Below are 24,707 nucleotides of genomic sequence, written 5' to 3'. Positions count from 1 at the left end.
CCCTATGCCCGATCTTTCCCGTATCCTGAACGCCGATCAGGCGCGCATCCTTTCGCAAGTGGCGCGCGGTGCGCAGCCGCTTGTGCTGGCCGATCTGGCACGCGCTGCGAAAGGCCGCGCGGTGTTTATCGCGCCTGATGATACAGCGATGCGCGCGGTAGTGGACGCAGCGCACTACTTTGCGCCCGAATTGCAGGTGATCGAGTTTCCGGCGTGGGACTGCCTGCCGTATGACCGCGCCAGCCCGGCCATGTCGGTCAGTGCACAACGATTGGCAGCGCTGCATCGACTGCAAACCGGTAAGTCCGGAAGCCAGTTGGTCGTCACTACCGTCAACGCCCTGCTCCAGCGCGTCCTGACCCCGTTCCGCATTCGTGAAGCGGTCCGCGAATTCAGGGTTGGCACGGTAATAGGTCATGAAAGCCTCGCGGTGCTTTTGCAAAAGCAGGGCTACACCCGCGTTGATACTGTGGTGGACACGGGCGAATTCGCCATGCGCGGCTCCATCGTGGATATATACCCCAGCGGGCTTGAGGCAGGCTTGAGGCTGGATTTCTTCGGAGACGAGCTTGAAAGCCTGCGCCTGTTCGACCCCAGCACGCAGCGCACCACTGCGACCATCGAAGACCATCTGCTGCTGCCAGCCAGCGAGGCTTTGCTGGACGAAGATTCGATAAAGCGTTTCCGCAGCCGTTACCGCGAGAGTTTTGACGGCAGCGCCACGCAAGACCCGTTGTATGAAGCCGTAAGCGATGGTCGCCGACTTGCGGGCATGGAGCATTGGCTGCCCCTATTCGAGGAGAAGCTGTCAACGCTGTTTGATCATTTTGACGCGGCAGACACGCTTATCATCGATTCCGGGGCGCTTTCAGCCGCAGACGAACGCCTGTCGGACATTGCCGACTACCATCGCCAGCGCGGCGAAACTTCCGGCCAGAGCCGAGGCAGCTACCGCCCGATTGATCCCGAATTGCTTTATCTGACCGATACGGAATTCAAGCAGGCAATGGCCGCATGGCCCATTCACAAGGCATCGATTTTCCCCGAGCCGGAAAGCGAAAAATCGGTCGATTTCGGCTTTCGTTCAGCTCGCGATTTCTCGCCGGAGCGCTCTCAAGGCGCGAATGTTTATGAAGCGGCGGCAAAACATCTTGCTGCACTTGCCAAGGCCGGCAAACGTCCACTTCTCGCAGCCTATACAGCAGGGTCGCTCAGCCGGATAACTTCGATCATCGGGGAGGCAGGAACGCCGGTCCAGATTGCGAACACCTGGCAAGAAGCGCTCGGCGCAGCAGCCCCCAAAGGGGGTGTAGCCACGCCTACAGCTATGGTGCTGCCGCTCGACACTGGCTTTGCCAACGATGAGCTGGAACTGATTACAGAGCAGGATCTGCTGGGTGACAGGCTGGTCCGCCGCAAAAAGCGTAAGAAAGATGCCGATGCATTTCTGGCCGAACTGCAGGCGCTTGGCGAAGGTGATCTGGTCGTCCATGTGGACCACGGCATCGGCAAGTATATCGGGCTGGAACCCATTCCCGTCGGCCAAAGCCAGCATGACTGTGTGCGTTTGGAATATGCTGGCGGTGACAAGCTGTTCATACCTGTCGAGAATATCGACGTTCTTAGCCGTTATGGCTCTTCCGAAGACAATGTTCAGCTGGACCGGCTTGGAGGGGAAGCTTGGCAGCGCCGCCGTTCCAGACTGAAAGAACGCATTCAGGCAATCGCAGGCGAACTGATGAAAATCGCCGCCCAGCGTGCCTTGCGCAAAGCGCCAGTGCTTGCCCCTGACGAAGCCAGCTACAACCAGTTCCTGGACCGCTTCCAGTATGAAGAAACCGACGATCAGGAAGCTGCCATTGCCGACGTTCTGCGCGACCTTGAAAGCGGGCGACCAATGGATCGCCTTGTCTGCGGTGATGTTGGCTTTGGCAAAACAGAAGTTGCCCTGCGCGCCGCCTTTGTCGCAGCGATGAATGGCCAGCAGGTGACAATGATCGCGCCAACCACTCTGCTTGCGCGCCAGCATTATCAGAACTTCTGTGACCGTTTCGCAGGTTTCCCGCTGAATATCGGGCGCCTTTCGCGCCTCGTTTCCGCCAAGGAGATGAAGGAGACGCGCGAAGGGCTGGCAGACGGCACCGTCGACATCGTGATCGGCACACACGCCATCTTGTCAAAGAACACCCAGTTCAAGAATTTGGGACTGGTAATTGTGGACGAAGAACAAAGGTTCGGCGTTACGCATAAGGAAAAGCTGAAGGCCCTGCGTGCCGATGTGCATGTCCTCACCCTCACCGCAACGCCCATCCCGCGTACCCTGCAGATGGCGATGAGCGGGCTGCGGGAGCTTTCCACCATCAAGACCCCGCCGGTCGATCGTCTGGCCGTGCGGACATATGTGATGGAATGGGACGATATGGTGGTGCGCGAGGCACTGCTGCGCGAACACCATCGCGGCGGGCAGAGCTTCATCGTGGTACCGCGCATTTCCGACATGGGTCCGATAGAGGAATGGCTGCGCGATACCGTGCCCGAAGTGAAGGTCGTATCCGCTCACGGCCAGATGAACGCGGGCGAAATCGAAGAACGGATGAGCGCCTTTTACGAAGGCAAATACGAAGTGCTGCTGTCCACCACGATCATCGAGAGCGGGCTGGATCTGCCGACCGCCAACACCATGATCATCCACCGCGCAGACCGGTTTGGTCTGGCGCAGCTTTACCAGTTGCGAGGGCGCGTGGGCCGCGCGAAAATTCGCGCCTACGCCTATCTGACGACACCTGCCGACACACAGCTGTCCGAAGTGGCGGAGAAGCGCCTGAAAGTGCTGAGTGACCTGGACAGTCTGGGCGCAGGTTTCCAGCTTGCCAGCCATGATCTCGATATTCGCGGCGCGGGGAACCTGCTTGGGGACGAACAGAGCGGCCATATCCGCGAAGTCGGGTTCGAGCTGTATCAATCCATGCTGGAAGATGCGATCTTGGCGGCAAAGGCCGGAGAAGCAGGTCTTGCACCGGACAGCAGCGGGTTCTCTCCGCAGATTACCGTCGATGCGCCAATCATGATCCCGGAAGAATATGTGCCCGATCTGGCCGTGCGCATGGCGCTATACCGCCGCCTCAACCAGACAGAGGGACAGGCCGAGATCGAAAGTCTTGCTGCCGAAATGATCGACCGCTTTGGCGAACTGCCGCAGCCCACAAAGAACCTGATCCGCCTGATCGAGATCAAGGCGCAGGCCATTACCGCCCATATCGCCAAGATCGATGTTGGCGCGCGCGGCACGCTTGTGACATTCCATGAGGATAATTTCCCCGATCCCGTGGGCCTCATCGCCTATGTCGACAGGCTCAACGGTACCGCAAAGCTGCGGCCCGATATGAAGCTGGTCATCAACCGTGCATGGGGCGATCCGCAAAGCCGCCTCAATGGCCTGTTCCAGTTGACCAAGGGTTTGAGTAGCGTGGTAAAAAGGGCCGCAAAGAAAGCGGCATAGCGCACTTGTCATCCGGCCGACGCGCCTCAATAGTGCGCTCAACAGGAGGACTATCAACCAATGCGTTTGCTGCTTTCCACCGGCCTTGCCCTTTCACTTGCCGGCCCGCTCGCTGCGTCCGTTGCGGCGCAAGAAACCTACCGTCAGCCGCCCGCCGATGTCGCCGACATCGTAACGCGCGCACCCTCCCCCAGCGTTTCCGTTTCGCCCGCTGGTGACACGGTTCTGTTGCTGGAACGGGAAAGCCTCCCGCCAGTGTCCGAACTCGCGCGTCCGATGGAAAAGCTGGCCGGACTGCGGCTTGATGCTGCTATTAACGACCGCCACGGAACCCGCGCCTTTGTCGGCATGGCCTTGCGCGACATAGCCGATGGGGCAGAGCGGCAGGTCGCTCTGCCCGCGGAAGCCGACGTGTCCGACCTCAGCTGGTCGCCCGATGGCCGCCACGTTGCGTTCACCAACACCTATGCAGACGGCATGGCGCTGATGGTGCTGGATACAGCCAGCGGCGAGGCAACAACGCTGTGCGAACGCGGCATAAATCCGATCTTTCAGGGACCGCGCTGGCTGCCCGATGGCCGCTTGCTGATCCTCGCATCGCCTGCGAATCGCCGGCCTATGCCCGTTGCATCGCCCACCCCTGTGGGGCCTGCAATCCAGGATGCATCAGGAGGCGAGGAAGCGCAGACGCGCACCTATCAGGACTTGCTGGAAAACCCCCATGATGAGGCGCTGTTTACATGGCTGACCACAAGTCAGCCAGTTGCCTATTCGCTGGATGGCGGCGCGCCGGAAATTCTGGGTGAGCCGCGCATCTACACCTATGCCGGAGCATCGCCGGATGGTGGATATATGCTCATGGAATGGCTCGAACAGCCGTTCAGCTATCAGGTGCCTTACAGCCGCTTCCCGCAGACCTCTGTTGTAACTGACGCTTCAGGGGAACTCATAGTAACCATTGCCGAGCAGCCACTGGCAGACAATCTTCCGGTTCAGGGCGTTCCAACCGGCCGCCGCTCGATAACCTGGCATCCGACAGAGGACTCGCTGCTCGTTTGGGCCGAGGCGCAGGACGGCGGCGATCCGCGCGTTGAAGCCGATGTGCGCGATGCAATGATGGGCCTTGCCGCACCGTTTTCTGGCGAGCCGATTGAAATTGCCCGCTTCGAAGACCGTTTTTCCGGCTTCGTTGGTATGGAAGATACAGACGATGTCATCGCCTATGATTACGACCGCGACAGCCGCGAAATTCGCCTGACCCATGTCGATGTCACAGGCGACAACCCGGACCGTGTGATCAATCTGCGCGATTCGCAGGATGCCTATAACGACCCCGGCTCTCCGGTTACTGTGACCACCGCATCGGGCTTTAACGTGGCCCGCAATGATGATGGCGTGCTGTTGCTCAGTGGCAGCGGGGCCACGCCCGAAGGACTGAGACCGTTCTTGCGGCGCTTCGATCTGGCCACGTTGGACACGCAGGAAATCTGGCGCAACACAGGCGAAAATTTGGAGAGCGTCGTCGATGTGCTGGATGACAGCGACAGCGCCTTCGTCACATATTTCCAAAGCCCTACCGATCCGGGCAATTACCGGCTGCGCGTTGGTGACATCATGACAGCGCTCACCGAATTCCCAGATCCGCATCCTGAATTGACCGGCATCAGCCGTGAACTTGTTACCTACACACGGGAAGACGGAACAGAGCTGACCGCGACGCTTTATCTTCCTTCCGGGTACGTACAGGGGCGGCAAGTGCCGCTGGTCGTTTGGGCCTACCCGCGTGAATTCAACAGCGCTGGTACCGCTTCGCAAAACCGCGATTCGCCCTATCGCTTCACGCGCATCGGCGGATATTCGCACCTGTTCTTCCTGACTCAAGGTTATGCCGTGCTGGACAATGCTTCCATGCCGGTGATCGGCAATGATCCTGAGACGGTAAACGATACTTTCATCGAACAGGTCGTCTCCAGCGGTCAGGCAGCGGTCGATTTTGCTGTGACGCGCGGGATCAGCGACGGCTACCGCGTAGGCGTTGGCGGGCACAGCTACGGCGCGTTCATGACAGCGCACCTACTGGCCAGGAGCGATATCTTCCGCGCCGGGATAGCCCGCTCAGGTGCCTACAACCGGACGCTCACACCTTTCGGCTTCCAGTCGGAACGACGCATTTTCTGGGATGCGCCGGAAACATATTATGAACTGTCGCCCTTCATGGCGGCTAATATGATCAATGAGCCGATGCTGTTGATCCACGGCAATAACGACAACAATTCCGGCACCTTCCCGCAGCAATCAGAACGCATGTTCGCAGCTGTAAAGGGCACTGGAGGCACTGCGCGACTGGTTATGCTGCCATACGAAAGTCATGGTTATCGCGGCCGGGAATCGGTGCTGCATACCCTGGCAGAGATGATCGACTGGTTTGACGTCCACGTTAAGAACGCCGGGCCGACGCCCGAACAGTCTGCATCAGAATGACCAAATGACCGCGGTTGCGCTTTATGCCGTAACCGCGGCCAGTGTGGCAAATCGCCCGGACGACATGGGCCTGCCAGCAAGATAGCCCTGGATGATGTCGCACCCCTCGCGCATGGCAACAGCGCGCTGGCCCTCCGTTTCGATGCCTTCTGCAATCACGCACAGGTCAAGCGCACGGGCCATCGCGATAATACCGCGCAATACGGCCAGGTCGCGCGAATCATTTGCCACGCCTTCAATCATCGAGCGATCAAGCTTGAGCGCATGTAATGGCAGGACCTTCAAATACCGGAAGTTGCAAAAACCGGCTCCAAAATCATCAAGCGCAATCCGGATCCCTTTGCCGGCCAGATAATTCAGCCGTTCTGCAGACCGGTCGAGATCGGCCACCAGCGCCTGCTCTGTGATTTCCAATGTCAGCCGCTCTGCCGGAAAGTTCGCATCAGCGATCATGGCTAGCAATTCTTCGCCGAAAGTCCGATCGAACAGGTCCATCGCCGTGACATTGATCGACAAACGCAAATGGCCTGGCCAATGCGCCGCCGCTGAAAGTGACGCACGCGCAATGTGGCGGGACAGGCGGCGGGCAATGCCCCCGCTTTGAGAAATCGCCACCAAGGCATCTCCTGCAAGTACGCCGTGGTCTTCATGTTCCCAACGGACCAGCGCCTCAGCCCCAGCCAACGCGCCATCGGAGCTGCGATATTGCGGCTGGAACAGCAACTGGATTTCATCGGCCGTCAAAGCGTCCGCAAGGTCTTCTGTAACCGGATGCGGTTCTGTCCGCCTGCGATCCGTTCTGGCCCTGCGATCGATAGTTTGTGCTGGAATTGACATTGCAGCCTCCTGCCAAACGTGGCGGGTGTAGTCTCTCACTGATAATGGCGCGTTGCAAATCGGGACGGCGCTCCATAGTGTCGCCTGCGATGGGAGACGCAATGCAGACTGGGGAACAGCAACCGGGCTATCAGCGGCTCGCCCTGCTGCATTCAGACACGGAGAAATCGGCCAAGGCAGCACAAGAACTGGCAGAGCGCGCGGATTTTGTATCGCTGGACGACGCTGATGCCGTGGTCGCTCTCGGCGGCGACGGGTTCATGCTGGATACCTTGCATGACATGCTCGACAGCCATCGCAGCTTACCTGTCTTTGGGCTGAACCTGGGTACAGTCGGTTTTCTGATGAATCGATATTACGGATACGGAGACATCACTTCCCGGATAGCAAGGGCGAAACCGCTTATCGTTTCACCGTTGCGGATGGAGGCGATAACGCAATCAGGGGAAAGCGTCAGTTCCTGCGCGATCAATGAAGTCAGCCTGCTGCGCGAAACACGGCAAACAGCGAAGATTGAAATTTCGGTCAATGGCCGGGTCCGCATTCCGCAACTGGCAGGCGACGGTGTCCTGTTGGCCACCCCGGTTGGCTCTACCGCATACAATCTATCCGCCAATGGTCCGATCCTGCCACTCGATTCGCAGATGCTCGCGCTCACTCCGATCAGCCCATTCCGCCCGCGCCGCTGGCCTGGCGCCATTCTGCCGGAAAGCAGCCGCGTGACTTTCCGCGTCCACGAACCGGCCAAACGGCCCGTCGCCGTGGTGGCGGACCAGAAAGAGGTACGCGATGTTGCAGAAGTCCATGTGGAAATTGCGCGCGACAAGAAAATGACCCTGCTATTTGATCCCGGACATGCGCTGGATGAACGCATCGTGGCAGAGCAATTTATCACCTGACCGCATGTAATAGACGAAGTCCTTAAAACAGGGCCTTGCCAAACCAAATCGCCGCCCATATAGGCGCATCCCTGCCCCCTCAACACCGCTTGGGGGCTGCTCCCCGATAGCTCAGCGGTAGAGTAGGTGACTGTTAATCACTTGGCCGTAGGTTCGAATCCTACTCGGGGAGCCATTTTTTCCACTTGAGGCTTTTGCACCCGCAAGTGCGGCGGCAGGTTTGCAGCTCAGCCATGCAGCTGTTCCTGCTTGCAGACAGCCACCCGTTCAAATTTCTTCGGATCGATGCGTGACGGATCACGGCCGATGTCCGCGCGCCGTGACGGCGCGCGGACATCAATTATGCTTGTGCACCGTGACAGTGCTTATACTTGCTGCCGGAGCCACAGGGGCAGGGTGAATTACGACTGACATTCTGGCCGGCATAAGGATCTGCCGACTGTGCGCCGCCCGAACCGGTGGAGGCCACCGGCGATCCCGCCAGCGTTCCGAACAGAGGTGCGCGTGCTGCCGAGCCATCACCATCATTGGAATTATCTTCCCCGGTGAACGGGTCGATATGCCCCGTCAGGAATTCCGGCAAATCCGGCAGTGTGCGCGGCGGAGGCGGCGCGGCGGGACGGAACTCTGCCGTGAGCAGAACCTTGGTCACGTCCTCTCGCAGCGTATCGAGCATTGTCTCGAACAGACCGAAGGCTTCCTGCTTGTATTCATTGATCGGCTGCTTTTGCGCATAGGCGCGCAGAAACACAACCTGACGCAGCGCGTCGAGCGTCGCGAGATGTTCCTTCCAGTGATAGTCGAGCCGTTCAAGCAGAATGCTCTTTTCCACCCGGCGCCAGGAATCTTCCGGAATATCGGCGGTCCGGGAAGCCAGGCTTTCTTCGGAAAGTTTTTGCAGACGTTCTTCGATCATGTCGGGTTCGACCTGATCTTCCTGCAGCCACTCGTCCAACGGGACAGTAAGCCCGAGGACTTCGTCGATCTTTTCCGACAGGCCCGCAACATCCCACTGTTCAGGGTAGGAGCCCGGAGGGCATGCCTTGGTGACAATCGCATTGATGGCATCACGGCGCATGTCTTCGACCACGTCGTCCACACGTTCCGAATCCATGATTTCGCTGCGCTGTTCGTAAACGACCTTGCGCTGGTCGTTCATCACATCATCATATTGCACGACCTGCTTACGCATTTCGTAATTGCGCGCCTCAACCTTCTTCTGTGCCGTCTCAATCGCCTTGGACAGCCATTTGGAGCCGATCGCCTCGCCATCTTCGAGATTGGCATTCATCATCTTGGAAAACAGCGTGTCCGGACCAAAAATGCGCAACAGGTCATCTTCAAGACACAGGTAGAAGCGGGACAGGCCCGGATCGCCCTGACGGCCTGAACGGCCACGCAACTGGTTGTCGATGCGGCGGCTTTCGTGACGTTCCGTACCCAGGACGAACAATCCGCCCGCGTCCAGCACCCGCTGCTTTTCCTCAGCAACTTCAGCCTTGATCTTGGCGATAGCAGCGTCCTTCTCAGGGCCATCTTCCATATCGGCAAGTTCATCATTGGTGCGGAATTCAACATTGCCGCCCAATTGGATATCAGTACCGCGACCGGCCATATTAGTGGCAATCGTCACTGCGCCCGTACGACCTGCCTGCGCCACGATGTGGGCTTCCTGTTCGTGCATCCGCGCGTTGAGGACGGCGTGCTTCACACCTTCCTTATCAAGGAACTGGCTGAGCAATTCGGACTTCTCGATCGAAACCGTACCGACCAGAACCGGCTGGCCCAATTCACTTTTTTCCCGGATTGCCGTGGCAATAGCGGCGAATTTATCGAGCGTGTTCTTGTAAAATTCGTCTTCCTCGTCAACGCGCTGAATTGGCACGTTGGTAGGAATTTCCACCACGTTCAGTTTGTAGATATCCCAGAATTCGCTCGCCTCGGTGGCTGCGGTACCGGTCATGCCGGACAATTTGGGATACATACGGAAGTAATTCTGGAAGGTGATCGAGGCCATGGTCTGGTTTTCGGGCAGGATTTCCACCCCTTCCTTGGCTTCTGTTGCCTGATGCAACCCGTTCGACCAGCGGCGGCCGTCCATCATGCGGCCGGTAAATTCATCGATGATGACGACCTTGTCGTCCTTCACGATGTAGTCCGTGTCTTTCTTGAACATGACCACGGCCTTCAACGCCTGATCCATGTGATGCACAACCTGGGTGTTTTCGATATCGTAGAGGTTGTCCGATTCCAGCAAACCCGATGCGATCAGGCGCTGCTCAAGCTCCTCCGCGCCGATTTCGGTCAGCGAGACGTTACGGGATTTTTCATCCTTGGTGTAGAAACCTTCTTCCTCGCCCAGAGGGCCGCCATTCTCTTTTTCCAGAGCTTCATGATCGATCACCAATTGCTTGATGATCGCGTCCAGAGCGACATACATGTCGCTCTTGTCCTCTGTCGGGCCGGAGATGATCAGCGGAGTACGCGCTTCGTCAATCAGGATGGAATCGACCTCATCCACAATTGCGTAATTGAAGGGACGCTGCACCATCTGGCGGCGTTCCTGCTTCATGTTGTCGCGCAGGTAATCGAAACCGAATTCGTTGTTTGTGCCGTAAGTGATGTCAGCCGCATAGGCCTGCCGCCGCTGTGCTTCGGGCAGATTCGGCACAATCACGCCCGTGGTCAGATCAAGAAAATTATAAAGCTGGCCCATCCAGCCGGCATCGCGGCTGGCAAGGTAATCATTGACGGTCACAACGTGCACGCCCTTGCCCTCGATCGCGTTGAGATAGGTGGCAAGCGTGGCGACCAGGGTCTTACCCTCGCCCGTCTTCATTTCGGCAATTTCGCCGCGATGGAGGACGATACCGCCTACCATCTGCACATCGAAGTGGCGCATACCCAGCACACGCTTCGAAGCCTCACGCACTGTGGCAAACGCTTCCGGCATAATGTCGTCGAGCGTGGCACCTTCCGACAGCTTGATCCGGAATTTGGCTGTTTGTGCCTTCAGCTCGTCATCGGAAAAATCGACCAGCTGATCTTCAAGCGAATTGATACGCGCAACGAGCTTGTCGAGCGATTTGACGTAACGGTCATTCGAAGAACCGAAAACGGTTTTGGCGATTGTCTGCCACATGGCGGGCTGTTCCTGTTCGGATAATATGGGATGAGACCGCGCATATCAGCGCGGCCTGAAAAGTCAGGCGATGTAAAGGGGTTGCGGCGCTATTCGCGCGCGCGGTCTACCTGAATGCGGACGCTGGGAACCGGCTCAATCGCTGGCTCTGTGGCGCAAGGCCATGCCTGCGGCACATCGCCAACAGGGCTTTTCTGACGTAGCTGGACCGGAGTGCTGACGACTGCAATGCAATCCGCCTGCTCTGCCGCAGCTATGCTTATCAGACTTGCATCCGCCGCAGACACAGGCTCCGCCGCGAGCGTAAAGCCCGAAATTACGGCAAGCAAAGTAAGCAATTGGCGAAGCATAAGGCCTGTCAGATAGCGATTGATACAGCGAAGTCTATGCCGGAATGCGTGAATATGCGGTGAAATTGCCGCGTTGTAGCCGCAAAGCAGGCTCGTTATGAGCAAACCCATGGACCTCACCCGCTCTCCGCTCGCCCGCCCCTTCCCCGATATGCCGCCTGTCGAAGGCGTGACCATGCGTGTTGCCCGCGCGCGGTACAAGAACTGGGACCGAGCCGACCTGACATATGCCGAGCTGGCAGAGGGGACGACCTTGGCGGGCGTCTTCACCCAAAACGTGTGCTGCTCTACCGAGGTTGAAATGGGGCGCGAGCAGGTGAAGCTGGGCCGGGCGCGCGCCCTGATTGTCAATGCGGGCAATTCAAACGCCTTTACCGGTTATCGCGGGCGTGATGCGGTGGAGCAGATTATGGCGCAGGTGGCGCATCATCTGGAATGCGCGCCGTCAGATGTACTGGTGTCGTCCACCGGTGTAATCGGTGTGCCCTTGCCCAAAGACAAGGCGCAGGAAGGCGTTGCGGCGGCACTTCACGCAGAGCCTTGCAGTTGGGAAGATGCCACAAGCGCTATCGGCACCACGGACACCTTTACGAAGGGCGCGGCTTCCGCCGCGATGATCGGCGAAACGCGCGTCGTCCTGAACGGAATTATCAAAGGCAGCGGCATGATTGCGCCCGATATGGCGACGATGCTCGGCTACATCTTCACCGACGCTGCAGTAGAACCTGCCTTCCTGCAACAATGCCTCTCTGGTGCCAATGCGCGCACTTACAATTGCATCACCGTAGATAGCGATACTTCCACCAGCGATACCGTACTGGCCTTCGCGACGGGAAAAGCGGGAAATGTCCCGCTATCCTCCTTCGACGATCCCGGCGCGGATGCCTTCATGGCCGCGCTGGAGGATGTTTGCCGCAGCCTCGCCCAACTGGTCGTGCGCGACGGCGAAGGGGCGAGCAAATTCATCGCTGTGAATGTGTCGGGCGCGGCAAACGATGACAGCGCACGCCGCGTCGGCCTTGCGATTGCCAATTCCCCGCTTGTCAAAACGGCGATTGCGGGGGGAGATGCCAATTGGGGCCGCGTTGTCATGGCGGTTGGCAAAGCGGGAGAACCTGCCGACAGGGACAAACTCGGCATAGCCTTTGGCGGCACCTGGGCGGCGCGTGATGGCTTGCCCGTTGCGGATTACGATGAAGCGCCGGTTGCGAAACACCTGGAGGGGCAAGAAATCGACATCACCGTTGAATTGGGCATTGGCGAAGGCCGTGCCACGGTTTGGACGTGCGACCTCACCCACGGATACATCAGCATCAATGCCGATTACCGGTCATGAATGACGTCATGGCGCTTCATCGCGCAATGGAAGACTTGCTTCGCACGGTGACCGAAAAAGCCATCATGCCGCGCTTTCGCAATCTGGCCGAAGGCGAGATCGAGGACAAAGGCGGCAACGATCCTGTTACCGTGGCAGACCGCGATTCCGAACATATGCTGCGCGAAGGGTTGGAGAAGATCATTCCCGGCCTCGCCTTCGTGGGGGAAGAACAGGTCCACGTCGATCCCTCAGCACTGGACGGACTGACAGGCGATTGCTGGATTGTGGATCCGATCGACGGCACGCGCAATTTCGCCGCCGGGAAGCCGCCGTTCGGCATTCTGATCGCCATGGCCTCTGGCGGAGAGGCGCACACGGGCTGGATCTATGATTGTCTGTCAGGCCGTTTCTGCGTGGCGCACAGCGGCAAAGGCGCATTCATCGGTAGCGAGAAAGTCACTGCCATTCCCACAGGAGAGACACCGCCCGTCGCCGCAATCTCTCTGATTTTCATGGACGATGCGCAGCGCGAGGCGATGAAGGCGCACATCATGCCGCATTATCGCCTTACCGACATACCTTACTGCGCGGCCGAGCAATATCCGCGGCTTGCTCTGGGGACGAATGATGTTTCAATCTTCGAGCGCACGCTGGCATGGGATCATGCAGCGGGCGTTTTGTGGCTGAATGAGGCAGGCGGAAAGGCCGCGCGACTGGATGGTTCCGCCTACAGGGTAGACGAATGGAACCGTAAAGGTCTGGTCGGCGCGGCCTCGCCAGCGATGTGGGAGGACATGGTAGAGCGGCTAAATGCGTTGGAAGCTTAAAGCTCGCCTTCCAGCCAGCCTTTCAGTGCGTTCTTTGGTGCTGCGCCCATTTGTTGCGCGACGGGCTTGCCGTCCTTGAACAATACGAGGAATGGGATTGACTGGACGCCCATCTTCCCGGGCACCTCGGGATTTTCCATGATATCCATCTTGGCGATTGTCACTTTGTCGGCCAGCTCGTCCGAAATCTCTTCCAGCGCAGGAGCGATCATCTTGCACGGGCCGCACCATTCCGCCCAGAAATCCACGAGGACGGGCTTATCGGAATCGAGCACGTCAGCCTGGAAGCTTGCGTCGGTAACATTCTTGGTAGCCATGATGGCGTCTCCTGATTTGCTTGGTGCCCTATCTGGGCATGAACTCTAATTCCTCAATGCCTGAGGCGCGATAGCTTTCCTTAGTCTGCCCCCAGCTGCGCTTTTGCAGACGGATGATGGGCGGACAGAACCTCTGCCGGGATGGCGATGAGGCGGGGTGTCTGGGTGTATAATACCGCCGCTTCAATTTCCCTGCCGGGGAAGATCACGGCCAGCGCAGCGGCATAGGTTCCCATCTGCTTCAACGTGGAGAGGGGCACGCTTTCCAACGACACCGGCGGACGCCGTGCGGTCTTGAAATCAGCGACCATGATGCGGCTTTCCGTCACCAACAGCCTGTCTGCCGTACCGGCAATAACCTGCTCGCCCACAGTCGCGACGAGCGGTACTTCGGCCAAAGCATCCGGCCCGAACAGTTCACGCCATTGCGGATCGTCCAGCACTGCCAACGCGCGTAAAAGCATGTCTTCTCGCTCTGCGGGGTCTAGGCCTGTGCCGTGCCGCTCAAGCCATGCCCTGCCCCCGGCAGCGCGCAGCGCAGGAGGCACATCCGGCAGCCGTTCCAGCAGCGAATGGATCAACACTCCGCGCCGGGCGGCAATGGCGGCCTGTTCCGCTGGAAGCGGCGGGTCGCTGCCTTGTTCGTCCGTACTGGCAGAAGGCGCCAGCGGACGCGGCGGGCGCGGTTCTTCGCCCACAGGCCGCGTGGCCCATGCCGGCAAAACCATCGGCAGAGACAGATCGGTCTGAAAACGCTTTTCAACAGGAACGCCGCGTTCGCCGTGTTCCATCCGTGCGCCCCAGTGCTGATCGTCCAGCCAATCGCCGCCAAACAGCGGCTCCAGACGCGCATACCAGCTATCGGGTTTGGGCTCTGTTTCACGTTTTCCAAGTGATCCGCCAACAAACAGCGCTTCTTCCGCGCGGGTCATGGCGACATACAGCAACCGCCAGTGCTCCTGCCGGTCAGAGGCCTTCACAGCTTCCTCGGCTTCTGCAATCCGGCCAACCCGCTCGTCACCGGAAAGCGGCGGTAGCGGCAATGTGAGGCCAATTTCGTTGCCTGGTTTGTCCTCCACCAGGTCAAGGCCGGAAGTACGCGAAGCATCTGGATCACCGCAAGCATCGGCGAGGATCACGATCGGAGCCTGTAATCCTTTGGAGCCGTGGACAGTCATCACACGGACCTCGTTCCCGCTTCCTTCTGCTTCGCGCTTCAGTTCTCCATCGCCGGCATCAAACCAGTAGATAAATCCTTGTAAACTAGGAGTATTGGCGGCGGAGAATTGCAGCGCGGCATTGAGCAATTCGTCAATCGGGTCATTCGCCTCCCGGCCCAAACGCGCGACCAGCTTGGCACGCGCCCGCCACGGGCCGACCAGAAGCCAGTGCAGTAAAGCCTGCGGAGGTTCGAAATCCGCCTGGGCGAGCAGATCACGAAGCCTGTCTGCCGCGGCCCTTGCCTCTGCATGTTTGCTACTCCGCAGATGATCCCACAAACGGCGATCCTTGGGGCGGTATCCATGCTCCAGCAATTGTTCCTGCGACCACCCGAAGATAGGCGAGACAAGCAGGCAGGCGAGCGCCAGATCGTCATTTGGCTGCGCGGCGAAGCGGATCGCTGCCATCAAGTCTTTCACGGCCAGCGGGGCGCCAAGCCGCAACCGGTCAACACCGGCCACCGGAACACCCGCAGCATGCAGACGCGCTACGATCAGGCCGGCAAGATCCTTGCGCTTGCGCACCAGCACCATGATGTCACCTGGTCCGGCATTGCGCGGCTTGCCTTTGGAAAGCGCGAATCCGTTGTCGATCCAGCCCTTGACCTGCTTCGCCAAAGCGTCTGCCATGCGCCTTTCCGGTTCCGACACGCGTATTTCCAGACCGTCTTCCTCGTCCGCATCTTCGGGCTTTCCCGGAACGGGCTTCCACAAGGTAACAAGCCCGGGGCGGTTATCACCCTCGTGCGGATCGGGCTGTCGATCCAGACCAAACGCTGCCGGAGTAATCGCGTCAATCGCTGCATCGACGAAGGTAAGCACGCTTTGCGCGGTACGGTATGACCTCCCCAGCCCAAGCTCCTGCAGGTCACGTGCGCTGACGTTTTGCCGCGACTGCGCTGCGTTTTCCCGCCGCGCTCGCAATTTGCTCGCATAGCTATCACGCGCTGACCTGAAGTTTTCCGGACTGGTGCCCTGAAAGCCAAAGATAGCCTGCTTGTAATCACCAACCACGAACAGTGTGCGCTGCCGATCGCCCTTCTGGCCTTCACCAGAGAAGAAATCATCTGTCAGCGCGCCGATAATCGCCCATTGTTCCTGATTGGTGTCCTGCGCTTCATCAACCAGCACATGATCGAAACGCCGATCCAGCTTGTAACGAATCCATGCAGACATATCGTTGTCGCCGAGCAGAGTGGCGGCGCGGCGGATCAGATCGTCGAAATCGACCAACCCTTCGCGCTGCTTCGCCTCGTCCCAGCCAATTGCAAACTTGCGCCCGATTTCCAGCGCGGGCGTGATTATATCGACCAGTGCCAGCAAGGTCGCCTTCTCCGCCACCTGTTCCAACCAAAGGCGTACCTGTTCGGCCAAAGCGGTAATTGCGGCGTTCTGCTTTTCCAGATTGCCCTGATATTTGAGCAGACCCTTGTCATTGTACAGATCGCCCAGGAAAGCGCCGCTGCCCGCAAATCGCTCCTCAGGCGAACCCAGCAACCATTCACCGATGAGGCCGGCAAATTTCTGCCCGCTTTTGGTACCCCATTCGTCATACGACCACATTACCTGCCGGATAAGCTCAATACCCGGTGTACCTTCCGCGCATTCGCCTGCCAGAGCATAGGCAGTGATATCGGCGGGCAAACCCAGCAATTGCTTCACACGGGCCTGCATGGGCGGCTGCCACGCCGACGGCCCAAACCACGCGTCCCGCGCCATCGCACAGCGCATCAGCCAACCGCGTGCGCCGTCCGGCCCCATGCGCAGTGATAACATCTCCAGCGCCTCCACCGCACTGGGTTCACTCTCCTGCCAATCCAACAGCAATTCGCGAAGAACACGGCCTGCCAACAGAATGCGGTCACGATCTTCCATTGGCCGCGTGCCAGGCGTCAGTCCCGCCTCCTCCGGAAAGGCGGAGAGAAGCCACTGGGCAAATGCATGGATCGTATCGATGCGCAAACCGCCACCGGGGCAATCGAGTACAGAGGCAAACAGGGTTCGCGCACGCGCAATGGTTGCATCGTCACCCTTGGCACCAATGGCATTGAGGTCAGCGGCCAGCGCTTCCGGCTTCATCCGCACCCAATTGGCCAGCACTTCGTTCACGCGCGTGGCCATTTCGGCGGCGCCCGCCTTGGTAAAGGTAAGGCACAAGATCTGATCGGGGCTGACGCCTTCGGTCAGCAAAAGCCGCAGCACGCGCGCGGACAAGACCTGTGTCTTGCCCGTCCCGGCTGAAGCAGACAGCCAAACGCTGTCATCCGGCGCTACAGCATCACGCTGATTGTCTTTTAGGGGAAAGACCTTGCCGCTCATGCCCCGCTTCCTTCGCGGCCCTGCCATTCTTCAAGGCGCATCAGCTGATCATATGTTGAATAGCCTGGTGCATTGGGATTGAGCCGAGCGGTAAACGGTTCATCACCCAGTATCCATTTGGCTAATGCTTCTTCCAGAAACCGCTCTGTTTCAGGCAGGAAGTCATCTGGCGGAATACCGCTACGCTTGGCGCCTTCAAGCAGCGGCGTTGTGACATAGCCAAAGCCCGTTTCGCTCTTGGAATTGCGTCCCAACGACCAGTATTCGAAGCGCGTGGCGTGGCCGGAAACCGGATCGTCACCTTTTTCGCCAAACGCGCCATCGCGTAGGATCAAACCGATAGTTCCCAATTGCAGTGCATAGCCATTCTCGACCTGCGCACCGGTAGGCGGGGAGCCGGTTTTGTAATCGACCACAGCGAAAGAGCCATCGGGCAAGCGATCAATGCGGTCAGCCTTCCCAAAAATGCGGATGCCATCAACATGCATTTCGCCCCATGCTTCCCACTTCACCGGATCACGTCCTGGCTCGCTGGCAAGCTGCAATTTCACCCAGTCGAGCGCCCGCAACAGACGCGGCCGCCATAAGGCGCGCAGCAAAGGATGCGCCGAAAGCTCGGCCAGGTGCTTGTCCGCAAGATCTTCGAGAGAGCCGCCATTTTCGTGCCAGTCCTCAAGGATCGAGTGGGCCAGCGTTCCCTGCCACGCTGGTCCGGGATCGGCATCAAGCAGGTCGAGTTCCGACAGCTTCAGGATTTTACTCGCGTAGAATTCATACGGATCGGAGCGCAGACGATCGAGCGAAGTAACGCTGATATCCTCCCGCCGCTGCTCCGCGCTTGGCATGGGTTTAGGTTGCGGATGGGTCGATTCGTCTTGGCCGCGGCCATCATCAATCGCGCGAACAAGGTCGACCAAGCCGGAGTTGGTCGCATCGTCGGTCATCGCTTGCCCCAGCAGAGCACGAACACGCAAGAGAAAGCGGGAAGCAATCGCGGGGCCGGATATCTCGCGCCTTGCCCGGCTCAGGATGACTTCAGGCGCGCCCAATGCGCCCGCCAGATCGTGCGCAGCAAGGCCAATGCGAAAGTCTGCGCCGGGTACGCCGAGCGCCCGCAGCACTGCCGGCGCCAGCAGCGGATCGGTGGATGGTGACGGAGGCCAGACACCTTCGTTAAGGCCGCCGCAAATCACCAGATCGGCCCGCGTCATGCGCGCTTCCAGCAGGCCGTAAATCGCCACGCGCGGATGCCCGCCATAGGAAGGACGCACCGCCACCCGGTCCATCGCATCGCGCAAGGCCGAAGGCAGATCGGCAGGCTCAAGAGCAACTGGCACGTCGCGGGCGTGCAAGCGCAGTTCCTCTACAAAGGCAGACAGGGCACGGCCATCCTCACGTGACCACAAGGCCTCTCCGCACATTGCCTCTCCAGATGCTGCCAACAGATCGAGCCAATCGGCAAAGCCGCGCTGCGCGGCAGGTTCCAGCAACGGGTTCAGGATAGTCTCGACTTCGCTGAACCATTCCGCAACCTTGGCCTTCTCAGCCACAGGTCGCAGCGCTGCAAGACCGGGCACTTTGCGCGGCCCCCGCAGCTCGCCTTCAAAACTGCGCGCATTTTTGAGCCAGTCCGCCCGGCCATCTCCGAATGCTACGAGCGGATGCTCCAGCAGCGCAATCAACGGAACCGGAGGTGCTGCCTCTGCGGCAACTTCGCTCAACAGCAGGATCACGCGACCAGCAGCTGTTTGCGACAAGGGTTGCCCTGCGGAATCATCGGCTGAAATGTTCCAGCGCCGCAAATGCTGCGCCACGCGGCCCGCCAGACCGCGGTCCGGTGTGACGACGGCGACCCGTTTCTCGGGCTCCTCCAGAGCTTCGCGCACCTGCAACGCAATCGCTTGCGCTTCTTCCTCGGGATTGGCTGTTTCTACCAGCGAGACACCGGCAAGGCGTCGCTTACCTGCGGGAAGATCAACCCATGCCTTGCTTGCCTTTGGCGGGAGGAACAGGCTGGAAATCGCATGTGTGCGCTCTGGCGGGCCCTTTGCAAGGCCAGCCCTGTGCCACTGCTGCACTTCTTCACGCGCCAAACCCATGCGGGCCAGCAGCAGCTTCAAATGATATTGCGGATGGGTAACGGCATCACCCTTTTCGAATGGCATCTCCGCCTCAGGATTGCCCGCTGCGCCCAATTCGTCCCAGACTTCTGCCGACATGGACAAATCAAGATCAGGCAGAATAACCGCGCCTTGCGGCAGTTCTGAAACCGTGCGCAACATTCGGGCAAGTGCCGGTGCGGCACTGGTCACACCTGCGGCAACAATCGGTGTTTCCGGGGGATTGCCCTGCATCCGTCGCGCAGCTTCACGAAACAGCAGATTGCGGCGGTTTGACGCGTCCAGTTCTCCGCGATCCGCCAATTCGGCCTGCCACATCTTGCTGACCGTGTAGAACAGCTTGGTGTTTTGCTGCCAGTGATCGGCATTGGCCTCAAGCGCCTGCAGCACCCGCTCTTCCCACAGTTCTTCGACATCTATTTCCTCGACCGAGAGACGGTCCATCGCAGTGCCGATATCTCGTGCCAGCCTGAGCCGCGCATTGGCCGACATGTCTTGCCGCCCCAATTGCTGGCCGGCCTCACCCACAAATTGTGCAAGGCGCAGCCACCGCCGCGTAGGATCGGCGGCCGGCGGGATTGCCGCTCCGGCCCCAAGGGAATCAAACAGGGGGCCAAGCGCCTCATCCAGATCGAGATCGCCGACCATCACCATGCGCGGCATGAGCAGCCCGGCGTTGCCCGCTGCCCCGGCATGGCGCACGAATGCGTCTGACAATGTACGAGCCGCACGGGCAGAAGGCAGCAGCAAAGTCAGCCGGGCGAGGCCAAAACTGTCTTCAGAATAGCGCGGCACCAATCCGGCCACCAAAGCATCTGCAAAACCGCGATGGGCGGCAATGGAATAAACCTGCGGCTTGCGCCCGTCAGACATCGCGCAGTGCCGCCTCGGTGGGCGGGATCGCTTCGGGTGTACCAACTTCGAACCATTCGCCTGTGAACGGTACGCCGTACAAACGGCCTTCCTCGATTGCGCGGCTCCACAACGTATTTGTGGAGAATGGTCCCTCGGGCGCCTCGCGCAGCAAACGCTTTGAAATCAACTGGATCCCGGTGAAGATGAAAGGCGCAAGCCGCGCTTCAGTGCGGCGGCTCACGCGGCCCAGCTCGTCCAGATTGAAGTCGCCCAGACCGCGGAAATTGTGGGCTTTCTTATGCGGGACAACCAACAACAGCGCGTCCATCATATCGGGGTCCCACATCGCCGACAAATCAGTAAAGCAATCGCGCGGCCCATCAAGCCAGATGTTGTCCGAATTCAGGCAGAAGAACGGGTCAGGCAAATCGCCTTGCGCCTTGACCATTCCGCCGCCGGTTTCCAGCAGTTGCGCGCGCTCGTCCGACACAGTGATCTGCGGCGCCTTGCGCGATTTCAGGTGCGCTTCGAGATTGTCGGCAAGGTAATGAACATTGACGACCGCACGGTCGATTCCCGCTTCTACAAGCCGGTCCAACGTGTGATCTATCAGGGGCTTGCCTGCCACTCGCACCATCGGCTTGGGCTGGGTTGCCGTCAGCGGGCGCATACGCTTGCCCATGCCGGCAGCAAGAACCATGGCGGTGTCTGAGGCGAGCCCGGTCATTGAAAAGCGCCGCCCTTTGCAGCGCGAACCTCATCAGGAATATTGGCATCGAACCACCGGGCAACCGGGGCCAGAACGGGATGCGCCAGATCTCGCTCCATCGCAGCCCAAACGCGCGGGATCATGGAAAGGTAATGCGGTTTCCCATCACGTTGTGACAAGCGCGTGAAAATGCCGACAATCTTGGCATTACGCTGCGCACCGAGGCGGGCGTAATCGCCTTCAAATTCGGTATCGCAATCGATGCCGGACCGATAATGTTCCAGCATCTTTCCTTCCAGTTCCTCGGAAACTTCCCTCCGCGCATCCTGCAGAAGCGACACCAGATCATAAGCACGATGGCCGACCAATGCGTCCTGAAAATCTATCAGGCCCTGTTCTCCGCGATACTCGCCTGCCGGACTGAGCAGCATGATGTTTTCTGCATGATAGTCCCGCAAAACCGTTACACCGGGTTGCTGGCGCATCAACAGCGGGCCAAGCGCCTCGCGCCATGCAGCCAGAAAACCCATCGAATCTACCTGAAGCCCTGCAGCGGGGCAGAACCAATCGGAAAAGAGGGAAACCTCACGCAAGTAAGTTTCAAGCGAATAGGGATCGAACGGCCCAGGCGGGCTCTGGTGCAATTGCACGAGTGCATCAATTGCATCGGCATAGGCCCGCTGTTCTTCGGCTGGATGATCATCCAGCCAGTCGCGCATGCGATCATTGCCGAAATCCTCGATCAGTACGAGGCCGCTCTGCGCATCCTCTGCATAAATCTTTGGCGCGCGAAGACCGTGTTCAGCGAGCCATTTCCCCACATGAATGAAGGGACGAGGGTCCTCATGCGGAGGCGGGGCATCCATCAACATGGCTTTTTGGCCATCGCGGCGGATGCGAAAATAGCGCCGGAAACTGGCGTCGCCCGCCAGCGGCTCGATCTGCGCCGCGCCCCAACCTGCATTTTCGAGGAATTCATTCAGCCCGGCGGGCATTTCACGTGTCATGGCAACCGCTCTAACCAGTCCTTGCCCGCAGTGACAATTGCCTTCCGGCCATCTTCCGCAATTTCCAGCGCAATTTGAAGGCATCCCGCCTCATGCGCGAAGCCGCCAGCGTGATCCGGCCACTCTGCGATCAATACGGCACCCTCGCGGTAGTCATCCAAACCAAGTTGCTCGACCTCGGACGGGTCTGCAAGCCTGTAGAAATCTGCATGTGCAACGGGCGGATCAAGCGCGTCATAAGTTTCAATTATGGTGAAAGTCGGCGACGGCACTTCGCCCTCATGGCCAAGAGCCCTGAGAATTGCACGGGCCAGCGTCGTCTTGCCTGTGCCCAAACCGCCAGACAGAGCTATCACATCACCTGGGCGAAGCTGTACTGCGATGCGCGCTCCGAAGTCTGACATGGACGCAAGGTCAGGCAGCTTCACGGAAGCATCACCGTTGCCGTCGTGCCTACACCCTTTTCGGACTGGATTTCCAATCGTCCGCCATGCGCCTCAATCAATTGCCGCGCCAATGGCAGGCCAAGCCCGCGCTTGCCGTCCCTGCCGTCGCTACCGGCAAGGCGATAACCGTCCAGCGCGCGTGCCAGTTCACTGGGCTTCATGCCATCACCATTATCCGAAATGATGATCCGCGCACCAGATTTGCGCCGCGACAGCGCCACAAGAATGCGCCCGCCATCAGGCGTTGCACCAATGGCATTGTCGAGCAGATTTCCTACCGCCCTGCCCAATTGCCGGCGGTCTGCATTCACACTGCCTGCACTCTTGTCGCCGCGTAGATCAAGAGTTAGCTTCTTGGCTTCGAGAGCTTCTTCACGGCTACGCGCAACATGGGTGGTGAATTCAAGCAGATCGACGGCTTCCGTTGCAATAGGTAGTAATCCGGCCTCGCTCTGCGTCAGGTCCAAAACACTTTCGATTTGGGTCGAGAGGCGTTCCACCGAAGAAAGGATTGCATCGACATATTCGCTGCCTTGCGGCGTCAATTCACCGGCAATGCCGGATTGCAGCAGCTCCGCAAAACCTCCGATAGAAGTTAGCGGCGTGCGGAATTCGTAAGACATGTTGGCAAGGAACCTGGTCTTCACCGCGTCCGCCTCTTCCAGTGCGGAGGCACGTTCCCGCAGCGCCTCTTCGGCCTTGGTCGAATCGGTTACGTCCATAACAGTCAGCAGGCCATTGCCGTCAGGCAACGGAACTCCGGCAAATTCCAGCGTGCGCCCATCGGATAGAACCACGCGCCCGCCCTGCCCTTTCCGGTCCAGCGTTGCAGCGCGCACAACTTCACCAATAGCCTTGCGCTGGCCGGGGCGGGCAAGACGATTCGATATCCGGTCGAGCAATTGATCGACGTGCGGGTGCTCGTCAAAAAACTCTTCTGGAACGCCCCAGATCGCGGGAAAGCTGCGGTTCCACAGCTGCATACGGCCATCGGGAGCAAATACCCCCAGCGATTCAAACAGCGAGTCAAACGTCGCTGTCCGGGTGCGGAGCAAAGTGTCGCGTGTGGCCGACAGGGCAAGCTGTTCGGAGCGGTCTTCTGCAACAAGAACAAGGCCACCATCAGGCATAGGCTGAGCGACGATACGCAAATGGGTGCTGTCCGGCAGAGGCCAGGATTCCTCGATCGGAGCGCTCGCCTGGAACCATCCGGCTAGTTCCTCCCGCCACTCCGGGAAATCGCGAACTTCGGGCAGCCGCGATGCGTCACGGGCCATATCGAGGAAACGTTCGAAGCGCGGAGATTCCAGTTGTGCAGAATTTGGTAGTTTGAATATCCGTCGGAAAGGCTGGTTGGCGAATGTCAGACGCCGCTCTTCATCAAATTGCGCCACGCCTACGGAAAGTTGATCCAGCATGGATCGCTGTGCAGCGCGGAACGCACGAAACGCCCGGGTTTCTTCTTCCAATTCCTCGATATCAATGCCGTAACCGCCAACACCCTCTGTCCCCAAAGGCAGATCGCTGACTCGCAATGTCCTGCGCTGGCTGCCGACCGTCGCCTGCACGATCCGCTCTATCGGCATGTCATGATCGAGCGCCTGCTTCGCAATTTGCGCAGCGGAAAGGCCATCCACGACCTCCACCAGCTCAACCTGCTTTTCTACCACCTCCGCAGCGCTTTTCGCACCCACGGCTTCTACATAGGCGGAATTGACGAGGCGCAGGCTCATATCCTGACCACGGAACCACATCGGCATCGGCGCCGCCTCGATCAGGCCAACCAAAGCCGCAAAATCATTCCGTGCTCTGGCAGTCTCGGATCTGAGCCGTGACAGCTCGCCCTGGCTTTCGGAAAAATCGAACCACCAGATCATAACCGCGCCGCCCGCGGCAACCGCTGCATTGGCGAGTTGCCCGCGCAGCGCGAGGCTCTTTTCAGATCCGCGCGGGGTGATCATCATCCGGAACGGTGCAGCGGTTTTCTGGGTGCGACGTACAGCATCGCGCAGCTGTTCCAGATCGCCCTCGCTCAACCCGGCCTTGCCGGTATCGAGTTCGGAGAGGAAGCCCGGTAGACTGTCCAGTCCAAGCCAGGCAGCCAGCCTGTCCGGTCCTTCTATCTTGCCATCAGCCTTTACCAGCAGCGGTATTGCTGGCGAATCGTCTATCATGCGGGAAAGGCGGCGGACCGTACTGCGGGCATTTCGCGCCGCACGTGCGCGCCGTAGTGAGCCGATAACCAGCCACACTGCCCCCGCTGTCCAAGCAGCTAGCAAGAGGCCCAGCAAGGCCAACGCGGTGGGCGACATTTCCATTGCTTTGTCAGCTATGTGAGCGCGCGCCGGGATGCAATGGGCG

15 protein-coding genes and 1 tRNA gene are annotated in these 24,707 nt (G+C 59.3%); 6 read left to right on the top strand and 10 right to left on the bottom strand.

Annotation, left to right across the window (positions count from 1 at the left end):
* Positions 1–4: 4 nt before the first annotated feature.
* A complete protein-coding gene (mfd, locus tag AB731_RS12045; RefSeq protein ID WP_047094599.1) occupies positions 5–3,499 on the top strand; it encodes a transcription-repair coupling factor in 3,495 nt (1,164 codons plus the stop codon).
* Between the two features lie 60 nt (positions 3,500–3,559).
* Positions 3,560–5,980, top strand: coding sequence for a S9 family peptidase (locus tag AB731_RS12040; RefSeq protein ID WP_047094600.1), 2,421 nt, complete (start codon positions 3,560–3,562; stop codon positions 5,978–5,980).
* Positions 5,981–6,001: 21 nt separating this feature from the next.
* Here AB731_RS12040 and AB731_RS12035 read toward each other — a convergent pair whose 3' ends face one another.
* Positions 6,002–6,817: an EAL domain-containing protein gene (locus AB731_RS12035; RefSeq protein ID WP_052769085.1), complete on the bottom strand. Its 816-nt coding sequence runs from the start codon at positions 6,815–6,817 to the stop codon at positions 6,002–6,004.
* Positions 6,818–6,906: 89 nt separating this feature from the next.
* On the opposite strand from AB731_RS12035, the gene AB731_RS12030 reads away from it, so the two are divergent.
* Both AB731_RS12030 and AB731_RS12025 read left to right on the top strand, forming a co-directional pair.
* Entirely contained in the window at positions 6,907–7,716 is an 810-nt protein-coding gene (locus tag AB731_RS12030) for an NAD kinase (protein WP_047094601.1), read from the top strand.
* 100 nt (positions 7,717–7,816) lie between these two features.
* A tRNA-Asn gene (locus AB731_RS12025) sits at positions 7,817–7,891 on the top strand.
* Between the two features lie 165 nt (positions 7,892–8,056).
* Here AB731_RS12025 and secA read toward each other — a convergent pair.
* On the bottom strand, positions 8,057–10,858 hold the full coding sequence (secA, locus tag AB731_RS12020; protein WP_047094602.1) for a preprotein translocase subunit SecA: 2,802 nt from the start codon (positions 10,856–10,858) through the stop codon (positions 8,057–8,059).
* An 89-nt stretch (positions 10,859–10,947) separates the two neighbouring features.
* The gene (locus AB731_RS12015) at positions 10,948–11,319 is read right to left on the bottom strand and encodes a hypothetical protein (protein WP_156167454.1); all 372 of its coding nucleotides are present in this window, start codon (positions 11,317–11,319) and stop codon (positions 10,948–10,950) included.
* On the opposite strand from AB731_RS12015, the gene argJ reads away from it, so the two are divergent.
* Entirely contained in the window at positions 11,318–12,544 is a 1,227-nt protein-coding gene (gene argJ / locus AB731_RS12010; RefSeq protein WP_047094621.1) for a bifunctional glutamate N-acetyltransferase/amino-acid acetyltransferase ArgJ, read from the top strand. The two genes, AB731_RS12015 and argJ, sit on opposite strands and share 2 nt — an antisense overlap.
* An 8-nt stretch (positions 12,545–12,552) precedes the next feature.
* On the top strand, positions 12,553–13,353 hold the full coding sequence (locus AB731_RS12005) for an inositol monophosphatase family protein (protein WP_047094622.1): 801 nt from the start codon (positions 12,553–12,555) through the stop codon (positions 13,351–13,353).
* Here the strand turns inward: AB731_RS12005 and trxA are convergent.
* The 7 genes from trxA to AB731_RS11970 form a co-directional block, all read right to left on the bottom strand.
* Positions 13,350–13,670 (bottom strand): thioredoxin, encoded by a 321-nt coding sequence (gene trxA, locus AB731_RS12000; protein ID WP_047094604.1) that lies wholly within the window; start codon positions 13,668–13,670, stop codon positions 13,350–13,352. The genes AB731_RS12005 and trxA overlap by 4 nt on opposite strands.
* Positions 13,671–13,750: 80 nt before the next feature.
* Positions 13,751–17,209: a double-strand break repair helicase AddA gene (gene addA, locus AB731_RS11995; RefSeq protein WP_047094605.1), complete on the bottom strand. Its 3,459-nt coding sequence runs from the start codon at positions 17,207–17,209 to the stop codon at positions 13,751–13,753.
* Positions 17,206–20,202 (bottom strand): PD-(D/E)XK nuclease family protein, encoded by a 2,997-nt coding sequence (locus AB731_RS11990; protein WP_047094606.1) that lies wholly within the window; start codon positions 20,200–20,202, stop codon positions 17,206–17,208. Before AB731_RS11990 ends, addA begins: the two co-directional genes overlap by 4 nt.
* Entirely contained in the window at positions 20,195–20,911 is a 717-nt protein-coding gene (locus AB731_RS11985; RefSeq protein WP_047094607.1) for a nucleotidyltransferase family protein, read from the bottom strand. Before AB731_RS11985 ends, AB731_RS11990 begins: the two co-directional genes overlap by 8 nt.
* A complete protein-coding gene (locus AB731_RS11980) occupies positions 20,908–21,900 on the bottom strand; it encodes an aminoglycoside phosphotransferase family protein (protein WP_047094608.1) in 993 nt (330 codons plus the stop codon). The genes AB731_RS11985 and AB731_RS11980 overlap by 4 nt, the downstream gene beginning before the upstream one ends.
* Positions 21,897–22,328, bottom strand: a complete 432-nt coding sequence (gene tsaE / locus AB731_RS11975) for a tRNA (adenosine(37)-N6)-threonylcarbamoyltransferase complex ATPase subunit type 1 TsaE (RefSeq protein ID WP_082126476.1) — start codon at positions 22,326–22,328, stop codon at positions 21,897–21,899. The genes AB731_RS11980 and tsaE overlap by 4 nt, the downstream gene beginning before the upstream one ends.
* Positions 22,325–24,664 carry a PAS domain-containing sensor histidine kinase gene (locus AB731_RS11970; protein ID WP_047094609.1) on the bottom strand — a complete coding sequence of 780 codons (2,340 nt, stop codon included), beginning with the start codon at positions 24,662–24,664 and terminating at the stop codon, positions 22,325–22,327. Before AB731_RS11970 ends, tsaE begins: the two co-directional genes overlap by 4 nt.
* Positions 24,665–24,707: the final 43 nt, after the last annotated feature.

This window comes from Aurantiacibacter marinus (assembly GCF_001021555.1).
Lineage (GTDB): Bacteria > Pseudomonadota > Alphaproteobacteria > Sphingomonadales > Sphingomonadaceae > Alteraurantiacibacter > Alteraurantiacibacter marinus.
The sequence above is the reverse complement of the archived record's forward strand: the minus strand, read 5'-3'. Positions and strand labels throughout refer to the sequence as shown.

What these genes read in the sequence shown, in the direction of transcription:
- mfd (WP_047094599.1), top strand. Translation starts at nt 5, where the DNA reads ATGCCCGATCTTTCCCGTATCCTGAACGCCGATCAGGCGCGCATCCTT.
- argJ (WP_047094621.1), top strand. Translation starts at nt 11,318, where the DNA reads ATGGACCTCACCCGCTCTCCGCTCGCCCGCCCCTTCCCCGATATGCCG.
- AB731_RS12015 (WP_156167454.1), bottom strand. Translation starts at nt 11,319, where the DNA reads ATGGGTTTGCTCATAACGAGCCTGCTTTGCGGCTACAACGCGGCAATT.
- AB731_RS12005 (WP_047094622.1), top strand. Translation starts at nt 12,553, where the DNA reads ATGGCGCTTCATCGCGCAATGGAAGACTTGCTTCGCACGGTGACCGAA.
- AB731_RS11980 (WP_047094608.1), bottom strand. Translation starts at nt 21,900, where the DNA reads ATGACACGTGAAATGCCCGCCGGGCTGAATGAATTCCTCGAAAATGCA.
- addA (WP_047094605.1), bottom strand. Translation starts at nt 17,209, where the DNA reads ATGAGCGGCAAGGTCTTTCCCCTAAAAGACAATCAGCGTGATGCTGTA.
- trxA (WP_047094604.1), bottom strand. Translation starts at nt 13,670, where the DNA reads ATGGCTACCAAGAATGTTACCGACGCAAGCTTCCAGGCTGACGTGCTC.
- AB731_RS12040 (WP_047094600.1), top strand. Translation starts at nt 3,560, where the DNA reads ATGCGTTTGCTGCTTTCCACCGGCCTTGCCCTTTCACTTGCCGGCCCG.
- AB731_RS11985 (WP_047094607.1), bottom strand. Translation starts at nt 20,911, where the DNA reads ATGACCGGGCTCGCCTCAGACACCGCCATGGTTCTTGCTGCCGGCATG.
- secA (WP_047094602.1), bottom strand. Translation starts at nt 10,858, where the DNA reads ATGTGGCAGACAATCGCCAAAACCGTTTTCGGTTCTTCGAATGACCGT.
- AB731_RS11970 (WP_047094609.1), bottom strand. Translation starts at nt 24,664, where the DNA reads ATGGAAATGTCGCCCACCGCGTTGGCCTTGCTGGGCCTCTTGCTAGCT.
- AB731_RS11990 (WP_047094606.1), bottom strand. Translation starts at nt 20,202, where the DNA reads ATGTCTGACGGGCGCAAGCCGCAGGTTTATTCCATTGCCGCCCATCGC.
- AB731_RS12030 (WP_047094601.1), top strand. Translation starts at nt 6,907, where the DNA reads ATGGGAGACGCAATGCAGACTGGGGAACAGCAACCGGGCTATCAGCGG.
- AB731_RS12035 (WP_052769085.1), bottom strand. Translation starts at nt 6,817, where the DNA reads ATGTCAATTCCAGCACAAACTATCGATCGCAGGGCCAGAACGGATCGC.